The sequence below is a fragment of the Nocardioides allogilvus genome (genome assembly GCF_003047285.1).
Taxonomy (GTDB): domain Bacteria; phylum Actinomycetota; class Actinomycetes; order Propionibacteriales; family Nocardioidaceae; genus Nocardioides; species Nocardioides allogilvus.
Window position 1 is genome coordinate 78,283 of the sequence record NZ_PZYX01000012.1, and the last position, 14,455, is coordinate 92,737.

Annotated in this window: 16 protein-coding genes; 11 read left to right on the forward strand and 5 right to left on the reverse strand. The window is 69.3% G+C overall.

Annotated features, from left to right (window positions below; translation table 11 throughout):
* Window positions 1-28 precede the first annotated feature (28 nt).
* Window positions 29-2,389 (reverse strand): ATP-binding cassette domain-containing protein, encoded by a 2,361-nt coding sequence (locus C9J87_RS16125; protein WP_107706043.1) that lies wholly within the window; start codon window positions 2,387-2,389, stop codon window positions 29-31.
* A 101-nt stretch (window positions 2,390-2,490) separates the two neighbouring features.
* On the opposite strand from C9J87_RS16125, the gene C9J87_RS16130 reads away from it, so the two are divergent.
* Entirely contained in the window at window positions 2,491-3,174 is a 684-nt protein-coding gene (locus C9J87_RS16130; RefSeq protein ID WP_232211605.1) for an AzlC family ABC transporter permease, read from the forward strand.
* A 180-nt stretch (window positions 3,175-3,354) separates the two neighbouring features.
* Here the strand turns inward: C9J87_RS16130 and C9J87_RS16140 are convergent, their stop codons facing one another.
* Complete coding sequence (locus C9J87_RS16140; protein ID WP_010832910.1) at window positions 3,355-4,371, reverse strand: LLM class flavin-dependent oxidoreductase; 1,017 nt, start codon at window positions 4,369-4,371, stop codon at window positions 3,355-3,357.
* 72 nt (window positions 4,372-4,443) lie between these two features.
* Here C9J87_RS16140 and C9J87_RS16145 point away from each other — a divergent pair, with 72 nt between their 5' ends.
* Complete coding sequence (locus C9J87_RS16145; protein WP_107706044.1) at window positions 4,444-5,088, forward strand: hypothetical protein; 645 nt, start codon at window positions 4,444-4,446, stop codon at window positions 5,086-5,088.
* A gap of 16 nt (window positions 5,089-5,104) precedes the next feature.
* Here C9J87_RS16145 and C9J87_RS16150 read toward each other — a convergent pair whose 3' ends face one another.
* Window positions 5,105-5,515: an ArsI/CadI family heavy metal resistance metalloenzyme gene (locus tag C9J87_RS16150; protein ID WP_010832908.1), complete on the reverse strand. Its 411-nt coding sequence runs from the start codon at window positions 5,513-5,515 to the stop codon at window positions 5,105-5,107.
* 75 nt (window positions 5,516-5,590) lie between these two features.
* On the opposite strand from C9J87_RS16150, the gene C9J87_RS16155 reads away from it, so the two are divergent.
* The 4 genes from C9J87_RS16155 (at window position 5,591) to C9J87_RS19765 (ending at window position 7,265) form a co-directional block, all read left to right on the forward strand.
* Window positions 5,591-5,950 (forward strand): ArsR/SmtB family transcription factor, encoded by a 360-nt coding sequence (locus tag C9J87_RS16155; protein ID WP_010832907.1) that lies wholly within the window; start codon window positions 5,591-5,593, stop codon window positions 5,948-5,950.
* Window positions 5,947-6,612 (forward strand): aquaporin, encoded by a 666-nt coding sequence (locus tag C9J87_RS16160; RefSeq protein ID WP_010832906.1) that lies wholly within the window; start codon window positions 5,947-5,949, stop codon window positions 6,610-6,612. Before C9J87_RS16155 ends, C9J87_RS16160 begins: the two co-directional genes overlap by 4 nt.
* On the forward strand, window positions 6,609-7,007 hold the full coding sequence (locus C9J87_RS16165; RefSeq protein WP_269801755.1) for an arsenate reductase ArsC: 399 nt from the start codon (window positions 6,609-6,611) through the stop codon (window positions 7,005-7,007). The genes C9J87_RS16160 and C9J87_RS16165 overlap by 4 nt, the downstream gene beginning before the upstream one ends.
* Window positions 7,008-7,118: 111 nt before the next feature.
* Window positions 7,119-7,265, forward strand: coding sequence for a hypothetical protein (locus C9J87_RS19765; RefSeq protein WP_156887197.1), 147 nt, complete (start codon window positions 7,119-7,121; stop codon window positions 7,263-7,265).
* 10 nt (window positions 7,266-7,275) lie between these two features.
* On the opposite strand, the gene C9J87_RS16170 is transcribed toward C9J87_RS19765, so the two are convergent.
* Window positions 7,276-8,292, reverse strand: coding sequence for a zinc-dependent alcohol dehydrogenase family protein (locus tag C9J87_RS16170; protein WP_107706045.1), 1,017 nt, complete (start codon window positions 8,290-8,292; stop codon window positions 7,276-7,278).
* Between the two features lie 101 nt (window positions 8,293-8,393).
* On the opposite strand from C9J87_RS16170, the gene C9J87_RS16175 reads away from it, so the two are divergent.
* The 5 genes from C9J87_RS16175 to C9J87_RS16195 all read left to right on the forward strand — a co-directional run bounded on the left by C9J87_RS16175 (window position 8,394) and on the right by C9J87_RS16195 (window position 13,477).
* Window positions 8,394-9,920, forward strand: a complete 1,527-nt coding sequence (locus C9J87_RS16175) for a helix-turn-helix domain-containing protein (protein ID WP_107706072.1) — start codon at window positions 8,394-8,396, stop codon at window positions 9,918-9,920.
* On the forward strand, window positions 9,910-10,722 hold the full coding sequence (locus C9J87_RS16180) for a GNAT family N-acetyltransferase (RefSeq protein ID WP_107706046.1): 813 nt from the start codon (window positions 9,910-9,912) through the stop codon (window positions 10,720-10,722). The genes C9J87_RS16175 and C9J87_RS16180 overlap by 11 nt, the downstream gene beginning before the upstream one ends.
* Before the next feature lie 19 nt (window positions 10,723-10,741).
* Window positions 10,742-11,524: a glycerophosphodiester phosphodiesterase gene (locus tag C9J87_RS16185; RefSeq protein ID WP_107706047.1), complete on the forward strand. Its 783-nt coding sequence runs from the start codon at window positions 10,742-10,744 to the stop codon at window positions 11,522-11,524.
* Window positions 11,521-12,882, forward strand: coding sequence for an MFS transporter (locus C9J87_RS16190; RefSeq protein ID WP_107706048.1), 1,362 nt, complete (start codon window positions 11,521-11,523; stop codon window positions 12,880-12,882). The genes C9J87_RS16185 and C9J87_RS16190 overlap by 4 nt, the downstream gene beginning before the upstream one ends.
* A 211-nt stretch (window positions 12,883-13,093) precedes the next feature.
* Window positions 13,094-13,477, forward strand: coding sequence for an RNA polymerase-binding protein RbpA (locus C9J87_RS16195; RefSeq protein WP_010832899.1), 384 nt, complete (start codon window positions 13,094-13,096; stop codon window positions 13,475-13,477).
* Window positions 13,478-13,501: 24 nt separating this feature from the next.
* Here the strand turns inward: C9J87_RS16195 and C9J87_RS16200 are convergent.
* A protein-coding gene (locus C9J87_RS16200; RefSeq protein ID WP_408635563.1) for an IS5 family transposase occupies window positions 13,502-14,429 on the reverse strand; the annotation gives its coding sequence in 2 pieces (ribosomal slippage) (window positions 13,502-14,068 and window positions 14,070-14,429; 927 coding nt in all).
* Window positions 14,430-14,455: the final 26 nt, after the last annotated feature.

The following is a 14,455-nucleotide window of genomic DNA, read 5'->3' on the forward strand; positions in this document are numbered from 1 at the left end:
GACCACGTCCCATGACGTCCGATCGGGGCTACTGACCGACGTACGCCGCCAGGTGCTCGCCGGTGAGCGTCGTCGCCTTCGAGGACACCAGCTCGGCCGGCGTGCCCTCGAAGACGATCGTCCCGCCGTCGTGGCCGGCACCGGGGCCGATGTCGATCAGCCAGTCGGCGTGCGCCATCACGGCCTGGTGGTGCTCGATCACGATCACCGACTTGCCGGACTCGACGAGCCGGTCGAGCAGCCCGAGCAGGTTGGCGACGTCGGCGAGGTGCAGGCCGGTGGTCGGCTCGTCGAGGATGTAGATGTCGCCCTTGTCGGCCATCTGGGTGGCCAGCTTGAGTCGCTGGCGCTCTCCGCCGGAGAGGGTGGTCAGCGGCTGGCCCAGGCTGAGGTAGCCGAGTCCGACGTCCTCGAGCCGGTCCAGGATCTTGTAGGCGGCCGGGGTCTTGGCCTCCCCCTCGCCGAAGAACGCCTCGGCCTCGGTCACCGACATCGCCAGCACCTCGGCGATGTTCTTGCCGCCGAACGTGTATTCCAGCACCGCCGCCTGGAAGCGCTTGCCCTCGCACTCCTCGCACGGCGACTCGACCGTGGCCATCACGCCCAGCTCGGTGAAGATCACGCCGGCGCCGTTGCAGGTCGGGCACGCGCCCTCGGAGTTCGAGCTGAACAGGGCCGGCTTGACGCCGTTGGCCTTGGCGAAGGCCTTGCGGATCGGTTCGAGCAGTCCGGTGTACGTCGCCGGGTTGCTGCGCCGCGACCCCTTGATCGCTCCCTGGTCGATCGTGATCACGCCGTCGCGGCCCGCCAGCGAGCCGTGGATCAGGGAGCTCTTGCCGGAGCCCGCGACCCCGGTGATGACGCAGAGCACGCCGAGCGGCACGTCGACGTCGACGTCCTTCAGGTTGTGCGTCGAGGCGTCCTTGATCGAGAGCTGGCCGGACGGGGTCCGGACCGCCTCCTTGAGCGCGGCGCGGTCGTCGAGGTGGCGACCGGTGGTGGTGTCGCTCCCCCGCAGCCCTGCGACGGTGCCCTCGAAGCAGATCTCACCACCCGCCGTACCGGCTGCCGGGCCGAGGTCGACGACGTGGTCGGCGATCGCGATCGTCTCCGGCTTGTGCTCGACCACGAGCACCGTGTTGCCCTTGTCGCGCAGCTGCAGCAGGAGCTGGTTCATCCGCTCGATGTCGTGCGGGTGCAGGCCGATCGTGGGCTCGTCGAAGACGTAGGTGACGTCGGTGAGGGACGAGCCGAGGTGGCGGATCATCTTGGTCCGCTGGGCCTCTCCCCCGGACAACGTGCCCGCCGGGCGGTCGAGGGAGAGATAGCCGAGGCCGATGTCGGCGAAGGAGTCGAGGAGGTGCTGCAGGCCCTTGAGCAGCGGGGCGACCGACGGCTCGTCGAGCTCGCGCACCCAGTCGGCCAGGTCGTTGATCTGCATCTGGCAGAGCTCGGCGATGTTCTTGCCGGCCACCTTCGACGACAGCGCCTCCTTCGTGAGCCGGGTGCCGTCGCAGTCGGGGCAGGTCTGGAAGGTGACCGCCCGCTCGACGAAGCGACGCACGTGCGGCTGCATCGCCTCGGGGTCCTTGGACAGCATCGACTTCTGGATCTTGGGGATGATCCCGTCGAAGGTGAGGTTGATGCCCTCGACCTTGATCTTGGTCGGCTCCGAGTAGAGCATCGTCTCGAGCTGCTTCTTGGTGAACTTCGCGATCGGCTTGTCCATGGGCAGCCCGACGCCCTCGAACAGCCGGCCGTACCACCCGTCCATCGAGTAGCCCGGGATCGTCAGGGCGCCCTCGCTGAGCGACTTCGTCTCGTCGTAGAGCGCGGTCAGGTCGATGTCGTTGACCGTGCCCATGCCCTCGCAGCGCGGGCACATGCCGCCGAGGTAGACGGCGTCCTTGACCACCTTCTTCTCGGTGTGGCCGGCCTTCTCCGTGCTCATCACACCACCGGCGCGACGGGTGGGGACGTTGAAGGAGTAGGCCGTGGGAGGTCCGATGTGCGGGGACCCGAGCCGGCTGAAGAGGATGCGCAGCATCGCATTGGCATCGGTCGCGGTGCCGACCGTGGAGCGCGGGTTGGCCCCCATCCGCTCCTGGTCGACGATGATCGCTGTCGTCAGCCCCTCGAGGTAGTCGACCTCCGGGCGCGCCAGCGACGGCATGAAGCCCTGCAGGAAGGCGCTGTAGGTCTCGTTGATCATCCGCTGCGACTCGGCAGCGATCGTCGCGAAGACCAGCGAGCTCTTGCCCGACCCCGAGACTCCCGTGAAGACCGTCAGCCTGCGCTTGGGGATCTCCACGCTGACGTTCTTCAGGTTGTTCTCCCGCGCCCCCTGCACCCGGATCAGGTCGTGGCTGTCGGCGACGTGCGTGCTCATCGTGCTCCCTCGTTCGGTCGGACCGGCGTCCGCGATCCTCTCGCGTCCTGCACTCCCGGGGCCAACGATCACCGGCTGTGTCGCGTTCCTAGACTGCGCGGGTGGTGGAACGGGCAGAAGCTGGAGCGCAGGCTGCGTTCCGTCGCGGCCTGAGGATCGGCGTCCCCTTCGGCGTGGTCGGCTTCCTGCTCAGTCTCTCCTTCGCGGTGCTGGCGCGGCAGGCAGGCTTCAGCGTCGCCCAGGCCGTGGTCACGTCCGCGATCGTCTTCGCCGGGTCTGCCCAGTTCGCCATGTTGTCGGTCGTCATCGCGGGTGGCGGCATCCCCGCTGCCCTCACCGCGGCCAGCCTGATGAACTCACGCTTCCTCGCCATGGGCGTCGCCCTCGCGCCGTCGCTGCCGGGAGGGCCGCTCAAGCGCGCCGTCCAGGGCCAGACGGTCGTGGACTCGTCGTGGGCGATCGCCAACCGGGGCGACGGCACCTTCGACCGGTGGCTGCTCTTCGGCACCACGGTTCCGCAGTACGTCGCCTGGGTGCTCGGCTCGGTGGCCGGCGCCTTCTTCGGGGACGCGTTCGGCGACACCCACCGGCTGGGGCTCGACGCGATCTATCCGACGTTCTTCCTGGCCCTGCTCATCGCCGAGGTCAGGGACCCATCAGCACGCTGGGCGGCCCTGGGCGGTGGCGCGCTCGCCCTGGCGCTCGTGCCGATCAGTCCCCCGGGCGTCCCGATCCTCGCGGCGAGCGCGGTCGCGCTGCTCGGCCTCGTGCGGAGGTCGCGATGACGTTGTCGCCCACCCAGGTCTGGGTGCTGATCCTCGGCTGGCCACCGGCCGCACGTGGTCGGTGGGCGCCCACACCGTCGGGGTGGCCGTGGCCGGGGTGCTGCTGTGGCGCCGCCACTCGCTGGTGCTCGCAGTCGTGGTCGCCGTGGCGGTCACGGCCGGGCTCCGCGCGCTCTGAGCTCAGCGCCAGCCGAGCTCGGGCGCCACCAGGGTCAGCACGTTGTCGATGAGCTGGGCGTTGTAGTCGACTCCGAGCTGGTTGGGCACCGTCAGCAGCAACGTGTCGGCAGCGGCGACGGCCTCGTCCTCGGCGAGCTGCTTGACGAGGACGTCCGGCTCAGCGGCGTACGTCTTGCCGAACCGTGCCTTGCCGCCCTCGAGCATGCCGACCTGGTCGGTGCTGCGCCGCTCGGTGCCGAAGTAGGCGTGGTCGAGCTCGGAGACGAGCGGCATGATGCTGCGGCTGACCGAGACGCGCGGCGTGCGTGTGTGTCCGGCGGCCTGCCACGCGTCGCGGAAGCGCTGGATCTGCTCGGCCTGCAGCTGGTGGAACGGCACGCCGGTGTCCTCGGTGAGCAGCGTCGAGCTCATCAGGTTCATGCCCTGCTCGGCGGTCCACTCAGCGGTGGCGCGGGTCGCGGCGCCCCACCAGATGCGGTCGCGCAGTCCCTCGGAGTGCGGCTCGACGCGCAGCAGCCCGGGCGGGTTGGGGAACATCGGTCGAGGGTTGGGCTCGGCGAACCCCTCCCCCTCGAGCATCCTGAGGAACACCGCCGTGTGCTCGCGCGCCATCGTCGCGTGGTCGCCGTCCAACGGATCGAAGCCGAAGTGGCGGTAGCCTTCGATGACCTGCTCCGGTGATCCGCGGCTGATGCCGAGCTGGAGCCGGCCGTCGGCGATCAGGTCGGACGCGCCGGCGTCCTCGGCCATGTAGAGCGGGTTCTCGTAGCGCATGTCGATCACGCCGGTGCCGATCTCGATCCTGCTCGTGCGCGCGCCGACAGCAGCCAGCAGCGGGAACGGCGACGCGAGCTGTCGCGCGAAGTGGTGCACGCGGTAGTAGGCACCGTCCGCGCCGAGCTCCTCGGCCGCCACGGCCAGGTCGATCGCCTGGTGCAGCGCGTCGGCCGCGGTGCGGGTCTGCGAGTGCGGCGATGGGGTCCAGTGGCCGAAGGAGAGGAAGCCGATGTTCTTCATGCAGGATTCAACAACCTTCCACCGTCGCTATTCCGGGCGGCGGGAGGGCGGACCGGCTGCTTGGATGTCCGCATGAGCGACACACACCAGCTGGAGACCGCCGAGGAGTTCCACGCCCGGGTGGCCGCCGCCACCGACGACGAGGGACGCCTGCCGGTGGCCATCGAGGCGATGCCGGGCTGGGACATCTTCCCCTTCGAGCTCGAGGGGCTGCTGATCAAGCCGCTCGAGCCGCTGCTCGACGCCGAGCCGCCACGTGAGGGCGAGGACCCTGCTGACTGCTCCTGCCAGTCGCCGATGCCGGCCGAGCGCGCAGCCCGGGTCGCGTGGAGCAACGAGCGCTGGGCGCTGGTCGCGCTCGACATGAAGCTGCCGGTCTCCTTCATCCTGCGTCCCGTCGAGCACTTCGACATCGCCGACCTGCCCGACGACCTGGCAGCCGAGCTGGGGGTGCTGATGGTGCGCATCGCCGCTGCCGTGGAAGAGCTGCCGAGCGTCGGGCGCTGCCACATCGGTCGCTACGGCGACGGCGGGGCACACGCGCACCCGTTCTTCTTCGGCCGACCGGCCCGGATGCCGCAGCTGCGCGGCTCCTGCCTGCTCGACTGGGAGGAGAACCTCCCGCCCGTCCCGCCCGAGGTGCTGCGGGCCAACGCGGCGTACGTCGCCGGGCGCCTCGTCGAGCGGGTGGGCGGCTCCGGCCCCGCGTGGGGCTGAGGCCGGAGCCGACCGGTCAGACGCAGCAGGTCGCCTCTGCGGCAGGAGCGTCCACGACCGGCGCGTCGTCGAGCACCGTGTAGATCTCCCAGCGCTCGGCGTCCGGGGTGTCCTGCACCCAGAACTTGTCCTGGCGGGCGTAGCAGCAGGTGGTGTCCTTCTCCTCGATCACCGCATGGCCGAGAGCGGCGAGCCGCTCCTGCTCCGCCTCGACGGTGGCCGTGTCGGCCACCTCCACACCGAGGTGGTTGACCGATCCCCCGCTGCCGGGGTTCTCGATCAGCACGAGCTTCAGCGGCGGCGTGGTGATCGCGAAGTTGGCGTAGCCCGGCCGGGTCTTGGCCGGCTCGGTGCCGAACAGGTGGCTGTAGAACGCGATGGAGGCGTCGAGGTCGTTGACGTTGAGGGCGAGTTGCAGACGAGACATGTGGAGCTCCTTAAATATTGATGGTTGTCGATGTCTGAGAGTGACAAGGATATCGACATCTGTCAATATTGATCCATGTCGAAGTCTGAACTGACGCTCACGGCCGCCGAGTCGGTGGCGTGCTGCTCCCCCGTGCTCAAGCAGCCGATGGATGCCCAGGTGGCAGAGCGCATCGCGCCGATGCTCAAGGCGATCGCCGATCCGGTCCGGTTGCGGCTCCTCAGCCTGGTGGCCGCGCACGAGGGCGGCGAGGCGTGCGTCTGCGACCTCAACGACGCCTTCGACCTCAGCCAGCCCACCATCAGCCACCACCTCAAGGTCCTGCACGAGGCCGGCCTGCTCGACCGGAGCAAGCGCGGGGTGTGGGTCTACTACCGCGTGCACACCGAGGCACTCACCGACCTGGGCACCCTGCTGGGCGGGGTGGCCCGGTGACCCTCCTGCGCAGCGGTCTGTCCGAGCTGGTCGGGACGGCCTTCCTCGTCGCGGCCGTGGTCGGGTCCGGCATCATGGCGACCCGGCTGACCGACGACGTCGGGCTGCAGCTCCTGATCAACTCCACCGCCACCGGCGCAGTGCTCGTGGCGCTGATCTTGTCCCTGCAGCCGGTCTCGGCCGCCTTCAACCCGGTGGTGACGCTGGTGGAGCTCGGCCTGGGGCTGATCGCCCCACTGGCCGCCGCTTGTCACGTCGCCGCCCAGGTCGTCGGCGGGATCCTCGGCGCCGTACTCGCCAACCTGATGTTCGACCTGGACGCGGTCTCCGTCGCGGGCACCCAGCGCGACGGGAGCCACCTCCTCATCGCCGAGGTGGTCGCGACCCTCGGCCTCGTCGTCATCGTCTTCGGCAGCGTCCGCTCCGGTCGCACCGAGAGCATCGCCTTCGCCGTCGGTGGCTACATCGCCGCGGCCTACTGGTTCACCAGCTCGACCAGCTTCGCCAACCCTGCGGTCACAGTGGCCCGCATGTTCTCCGACACGTTCGCCGGGATCGCCCCGGGCTCCGTCGCGCCATTCCTGCTCATGCAGGTCATCGGCGGGGCCCTCGCCCTCGGACTCGTGCGCGTCCTCTATCCCACCCCTGAGGAGTCCCAGTGAAGCCCACCGTCCTGTTCGTGTGCGTCCACAACGCCGGCCGTTCGCAGATGGCCGCCGGCTGGTTGCAGCACCTCGCCGGCGATCGCGTCGAGGTGCTGAGCGCCGGGTCCGCGCCGGCCGAGACGATCAACCCCACCGCGGTCGAGGCGATGGCCGAGGTCGGCATCGACATCACCGCGGCCAGCCCGAAGATCCTGACCGACGGTGCCGTCCAGGCTTCCGACGTGGTGATCACCATGGGCTGCGGTGACGCCTGCCCGTTCTACGCCGGCAAGCGCTACGAGGACTGGAAGCTCGAGGACCCGGCCGGTCAGGGCATCGAGGCCGTCCGTCCGATCCGCGACGAGATCCGCGCGCGCGTCGAGGCGCTGGTCGCGGAGATCGTGCCCGCCTAGGACACCGGTCGTCCGCGCCGCCTAGTCATCCTGGGTGGTTGTGATGGCCCGATGGCACCTGTTCCCGCGCGTTCGGCTGCGAGCGCCGCCCGGTCGTGTCACCGTCGAGACATGTGGGACACCGTCACCAGCACCACCGAGCACCTCTCGCACGATCGCCCGTGCGTCGAGTGCGGGCACGGCCAGCACACCTACCTCCCGTGCTCCGACTCCTGCGAGTGCGCGCGCGGCCGGGCCCTGCAGGGCAGCTCTCGCTGACCCAACGGGCTCACGGCTGGAGCAGCACCTTGATCGCGCGGCGCTCGTCCATCGCGCGGTAGCCCTCGGGCGACTCGTCCAGCGGCAGCGTCAGGTCGAAGACCAGGCCCGGGTTGATCGCCCCCGAGAGCGTCCGCTCCAGCAGTTCGGGGAGGTACTTGCGCACCGGCGCCATCCCGCCGGCCAGCCCGATGTTCTGCTGGAACATCTTGCGCACCGGCAGCTCCACGTCGTGGGGTACGCCGACGAAGCCGACCGTCGCCCCGGGGCGGGCCACGGCGAAGGCCGTCTTGATCGCCTGGTCGGTCCCGACGCACTCGAGGACGGCGTCGGCGCCGATGCCGTCGGTGATCTCCGCGATCCGGGCGGCGCCCTCCTTGCCGCGCTCGGCCACGATGTGGGTGGCGCCGAACTGGCGGGCGATGTCCTGGCGGGACTCGTGGCGCGACATGGCGATCACGCGCTCGGCGCCCATCTGCGCGGCAGCCAGCACGCCGCACAGGCCGACGGCGCCGTCACCGACGACGACCGCCGTGCTGCCGGGCTTCACACCCGCCGACACGGCTGCGTGCCATCCGGTGGCCATCACGTCGGAGAGGGCGAGCAGCGACGGGACCAGGCCGGCGTCGGGCATCGCGTCGGTCTTGACCATGGAGCCGTTGGCCTGGGTGACCAGGGCGTACTCGGCCTGGCCGCTCATCGTGAAGCCGAGGTTGACGCACCCGGCCTGCATGCCGTTGCGGCAGTGGGCGCAGGTGTTGTCGCAGTGGTCGAACGGCACGATGACGAAGTCGCCGGGCTTGAAGTCGGTGACCTCGGCACCCACCTCCTCGACGATGCCGACGCACTCGTGGCCGATCGTGTCGCCGGGCGTGATGTCGTTGAAGCCGCGGTAGGGCCACAGGTCCGAGCCGCAGATGCAGCCCGCGGTCACCTTGATGATGGCGTCGGTCGGCTTGGTGATCGTCGGGTCGGGGACCTCTTCGACGCGGATGTCACCGGGGGCGTGGATGGTCGTTGCGCGCATGACGCCGATCCTCGCACGACGGTGGAGGGCTCCCGGGTGTGACGCGGCTCGCCGCGTTGGCACTGCTTGTCGTATCTCATATCTGAGATACCGTGATCTCCATGGAGACGGACTACAAGGGTCGCATCGGGAACCTCATCCGTGACGCGCGCAAGCACCGGGGCCTCACCCAGCACCAGCTGGCCGAGCTGCTCGCCACCAGCCAGAGCGCCATCAACCGGATCGAGAAGGGTCACCAGAACCTCTCGCTCGAGATGCTGGCGCGTATCGGCGCCGCTCTCGACTCCGAGATCGTCGCCCTGGGTGCCGGGCCGACCCACTTGCGGGTCACCGGTCCCACGACGCTGTCGGGGTCGATCGAGGTCAAGACCTCCAAGAACGCCGGTGTCGCCCTGCTCTGTGCCTCGCTGCTGAACCGCGGTCGCACCACGCTGCGCAAGGTCGCGCGCATCGAGGAGGTCAACCGGCTGCTCGAGGTGCTGACCTCCCTCGGGGTCCAGACCCGCTGGCTCAACGACCAGAACGACCTCGAGATCATCCCGCCCGCCGAGCTCGACCTGACGAAGATCGACGAGGACGCGGCTCGCCGAACCCGCTCGGTCATCATGTTCCTCGGCCCGTTGCTGCACCGCAGCGACAGCTTCGACCTCCCCTACGCCGGCGGCTGCAACCTCGGCACCCGCACCGTCGAGCCGCACATGTCGGCCCTGCGTCCCTTCGGCCTCGAGGTCAAGGCCACCGACGGGATGTACCACGCCCAGGTCAACCGGGCCGTCGAGCCCGGCCGCCCGATCGTGCTCACCGAGCGCGGCGACACGGTCACCGAGAACGCCCTGATGGCCGCCGCCCTGCACCCGGGCACCACAGTCATCCGCAACGCCTCCTCCAACTACATGGTCCAGGACCTCTGTTTCTACCTCCAGAAGCTCGGCGTCGTCATCGACGGCGTCGGCAGCACCACGCTGCGCGTCACCGGCTGCGAGCGCATCGACGTCGACGTCGACTACTCCCCCTCCGAGGACCCGATCGAGGCGATGTCGCTGCTGGCGGCCGCGATCGTCACCAAGTCGTCGATCACCATCACCCGGGTCCCGATCGAGTTCCTCGAGATCGAGCTGGCGACGCTGGAGGAGATGGGCTTCCGCTACACCCGCACCGAGGAATACGTCGCCGCCAACGGCGCCACGCGCCTGGTCGACCTCACCACGAGCGCCAGCGACCTGACGGCTCCGCTGGACAAGATCCACCCGATGCCCTTCCCGGGCCTCAACATCGACAACCTCCCGTTCTTCGCCGCGATCGCCGCGGTCGCCGAGGGCCAGACCCTGTTGCACGACTGGGTCTACGAGAACCGCGCGATCTACCTCACCGAGCTCAACAAGCTCGGGGCCCAGGTCAAGCTGCTCGACCCCCACCGCGTCCTGGTCGAGGGCCCGACGCACTGGTCCGGCGCGGAGATCGTCTGCCCGCCCGCGCTGCGCCCGGCCGTGGTGATCCTGCTGGCGATGCTGGCCTGCAAGGGCACCTCGGTGCTGCGTTCCACCTACGTCATCCACCGCGGCTACGAGGACCTCGCCGAGAGGCTCAACCTCCTCGGGGCCAACATCGAAACGTTCCGTGACATCTGAGTCGAGCAGCTTGCTCGAGGCGTACGACGCCCAGCTCCGCCGCGAGGCGGAGCTGCTCACCGCCACGGACGTCTCCACCGACGGACCGCTGGTGCGCGGGCGCTTCGACCGTGGCGGGTTCGTCAGCTACCGCGACCTCGACGGTCTTGCCGGGGCCGACCTCGACGCGCTGATCCGGCGCACCATCGCCCACTTCCGCGACGAGACCGACGTCGAGGACTTCGAGTGGAAGACCCGCGGCCACGACGCGCCCGCCGACCTGGCCGACCACCTCCTGGCGGCGGGCCTCCGCGCCGAGCCCGAGGAGACGGTGATGATCGGTGAGGCGGCCGCGCTCCCCGTACCCGTCGAGATCCCGGCCGAGGTGTCGCTGCGACGACTCGACCCCGACGCCGCGACGTTCACCGACGACGCGCACCGCATGGCCGCCATGCAGGCGGCCGCGTTCGGCGACGGCCCCTCGGGCGACGCACTGATCGCTCGCCTCGTGCACCCCGACGGCCTGTCGGAGGCTTGGGTCGCCGAGGCGGACGGCGAGGTCGTGTGCGCCGGCCGGCTCGAGGTGGTCCCGGGGACCGAGTTCGCCGGCCTGTGGGGCGGCGCCACGATCGCGCCGTGGCGCGGCCGTGGCATCTACCGCGCGCTGGTCGCGGCCCGGGCGTCGTCGGCGATCGACCGCGGCGTGCGATACCTCCAATCCGACTGCACCGAGATGTCGCGACCGATCCTGGAGCGGTCCGGCCTCGTGCGCGTCACCACCACAACACCCTTCGTCTGGCAACGCGACACCGTTCGCCCCTGAGCACCGCCATACTGCTCGCGTGAGACGTCGCTACCTCGACCACGCCAGCGTCCTGGCCTTCGCACATCGTGGTGGCGCCTACCACCCCGAGATCGAGGGCCTCGAGAACACGATGGCCGCGTTCACCCATGCGGTCGCCCTCGGCTACACCTACCTCGAGACCGATGTCCACGTGACCGGCGACGGGGTGCTGCTCGCCTTCCACGACGACGTCCTCGACCGGGTGACCGACCGCACGGGCAGCATCGCCGAGACGTCGTACGCCGATGTGCAGGCCGCCCTCATCGGTGGCCGCGAGCGCGTCCCGACGTTGATCGAGCTCTTCGAGGCCTTTCCCGACGCCCGCTTCAACATCGACATCAAGTCGGCCGGGGCCGTCTCGGCGCTCGCGGAGTTCATCGCGGCCAACGAGGCGTGGGACCGGGTGCTGGTCGGCTCGTTCTCCAGGACTCGCCTCGGTACCTTCCGCCGTTTGACCCGGGGTCGGGTGGCCACCTCCGCGCACCCGCTGGAGGTCGCGGCCTACGTCCTGTCCCCCACCTCCGCCCTCGCCCGGCTGCTGACGCCGGGCCGACCGGACGCGCTGCAGATCCCGCACCGGCGCGGTCGGCTCGTCGTGGCATCGCGACGCGTCATCCGCCGCGCGCACGCGAACGGCGTCCAGGTGCACGTGTGGACGGTGGATGAACGCGACGAAATGATCGAGCTGCTGGAGCGTGGTGTCGATGGCCTGATCACCGATCGCACCGACATACTCATCGACGTGCTGCGATCCCGCGGCCAATGGGAGGACAAGTCATGAGCAACACGGTTCCCGGTGGGATCGCTGACCTCAGGCCGCTCGAGCAGGAGAAGGAGCAGAAGGCCTGGTACTGGTCCGACTGGGCGAACAGTGCCTACACGACCACGATCGGCACCGTCTTCTTCGGCCCCTACTTCATCAACCTCGCCGAGAACGCCGTGGGCGAGGGCGGTCGCTTCGACGTCGGCCCCTTCTCGATGCCTCCCGGCTCGCTGTTCTTCTGGCTGATCACCGCCTCGACGATCCTGTCGGCGTTGCTGCTGCCGCCCCTCGGCGCCTACGCCGACCGCACGGCCAACAAGAAGGGACTGCTCGCGTTCTTCGCGTGGACCGGCGCCTTCTTCGCAGCCCTGATCTTCTTCGCCACGGGCGACAACTGGCAGCTCGCGGCCGTCGGCATCGTGATCGGCAACCTGTGCTTCGGTGCGGCGGGAGTCATCAACGACTCCATCCTCCCGCTCATCTCCGACGAGGCCAACCGCGACCGCGTCTCGTCACGCGGGTGGGCGTTCGGCTACCTCGGCGGCGGGCTGCTGCTGGTCGTCAACCTCGCCGTCTTCCTCGGGCACGAGAAGATCGGTCTCGAGGAGGGCATGGCCGCGCGGCTGTGCATGCTGTCGGCTGCCGTCTGGTGGGCCGCGTTCACCCTCATCCCCTTCCGCCGGCTCAACAACCACCCGCCGGCCGACGTCGAGCCCGTCCAGGGCAACGCGGTCAGGCGCAGCTTCGGCCAGCTGGGCGCGACCTTGCGCGAGATGAAGAACTACCCGATGGCGCTGACCTTCCTGCTGGCCTACCTCTTCTTCAACGACGGCATCCAGACGGTCATCGCGTCCGCCTCGGTGTACGGCGCCGAGGAGCTCGGGCACGACCAGACGATCCTCATCGCCACCATCTTGATGGTGCAGTTCGTCGCGTTCTTCGGAGCCCTGCTCTTCGGCCGCCTCGCCGCCCGCCAGGGTGCGAAGAAGACGATCCTGATGGGCCTGGTGATCTGGATGGTCATCGTCACCGTCGCCCTCTTCCTGCCGGCCGGCAACGTGCCGTTGTTCCTGGTCCTGGGCGCGGCCATCGGCGTCGTCCTCGGCGGCACCCAGGCCCTCGCGCGCTCCTACTTCTCGCTGCTGATCCCGCGCGGCAAGGAAGCCGAGTACTTCAGCTTCTACCACGCGATGGACCGCGGGACGTCGTGGTTCGGGACGGCCACCTTCGCGATCGTGCTCGCGATCACCGACTCCTACCGACCGGCGATCTTCGCGCTGATCGCCTTCTTCGTGATCGGTGGGCTGCTGCTGACCCGGGTCGACACCGAGCGCGGCATCCGCGAGGCCGGCAACGACATGCCCGCCGTCGTCTGACCGCACCCGTGCCCCGTCGTCGGTGACCTGTCTCCCCCGACGGGTGAGGCAGGTCTCCGGATTCCCCGGAACCTTGCGCACCCCGCTAACGTTGATTGAATCGAGACGTAAACGTCGGCACAACCGGCGTCAGGACAAGCCAGTCCGCCCGTCTCATGACCGTCCCCATCACCGGGCGGACAAACTTTTCAGCACACTTGGAGGTGGCTCAATGGCGGAGCGCACACTACGCGGCGCGAGGCTCGGCGGCCAGAGCTTTGAAGACGAGCGCGGCATCGAGTTCGCCGCTCGTCAGCAGGTGGGTTACCGCTGCGACCACGGGCACGAGTTCGAGATCACGATGTCGGTCGAGGCCGACATCCCCGCGAACTGGGAGTGCCCGCGTTGCGGCGCCAAGGCCCTCAGCACCGCCGGCATCCTGCCCGAGGAGAAGGTCGAGAAGCCGGCGCGCACCCACTGGGACATGCTGCTCGAGCGCCGTTCCACCCAGGAGCTCGAGGACATCCTCAAGGAGCGCCTCGACCTGCTCCGTGGCGGTCAGATCGGCCCGGCGCACCTTCACCGCGCCAACGCCAAGAAGCGCAAGGTCTCCTGACCTGCTCGACTAGGTCGTGGCTCCTTATTCGCGTAGCCAGATCGTGATGGCGCGGAGCACGACGCTGCCCCGGTAGACGTAGGCGAGCTTGTCGTAGCGGGTGGCGATGCCGCGCCAGTGCTTGTGGTCGTTGAACGACCGCTCAACCACGTTGCGCCGTTTGTAGGTGAGCGGGTCGAAGGAGGGTGGTCGTCCCCCGGCGGAGCCACGGCGTTGACGGTGTCCGATCTCGTCGGCTCGTTGCGGGATCACGGCCCGCACGCGCTTGCTGCGCAGCAGCGTCCGGTTGGCGCGTGAGGAGTAGGCCTTGTCGCCGAGCAGGTCGTCGGGTCGGGTGCGTGGGCGCCCGCGCTCTGGCCGCGCGACAGCCAGATCCGCGAGCAGCCACTTCAGCATCGGGGAGTCACCGGCCTGCCCGCCCGTCACGGCAACAACCAGTGGCCGCTTCTTGCCGTCCACCAGCTGGTGGACCTTGGTCGACAAGCCGCCCCGCGAACGTCCGATCGCGTGGTCCAGCGGTTCGGACCCGGGCGCGGCGGCCCGATTCATGTAACTCGACTCAACCCCCTGTGTGGCCCTCGAGGTGCACGCCGGCGGGCCGTTCGGAACGAGTCATGTTTGTGGCGTGCTGGTGGGCACGGTTGATCGTGGAGTCGACCGAGACCGTCCAGTCGAGATCGCCTGCGGCGTCGGCGTCGGCCACCAGCCGGGCATGGATCTTGTCCCAGGTCCCGTCCGCACTGAAACGTCGGTGCCGCTTCGAGACGGTCTGGTGCGGCCCGAACGCGGCAGGGAGGTCACGCCAGGCGAGCCCGGTCCGGAGCCGGTAGATGATCCCCTCCACCACCTGACGGTGATCGCGAAACGGGCGACCCCGCTGCCCTTGAGAGGACGGCATCAATGGCTCGATCCGGCGCCACTGGGCGTCTGAGAGCACAGCAAGACGAGACATAGGTCAACAATCACGGACCATCGCGC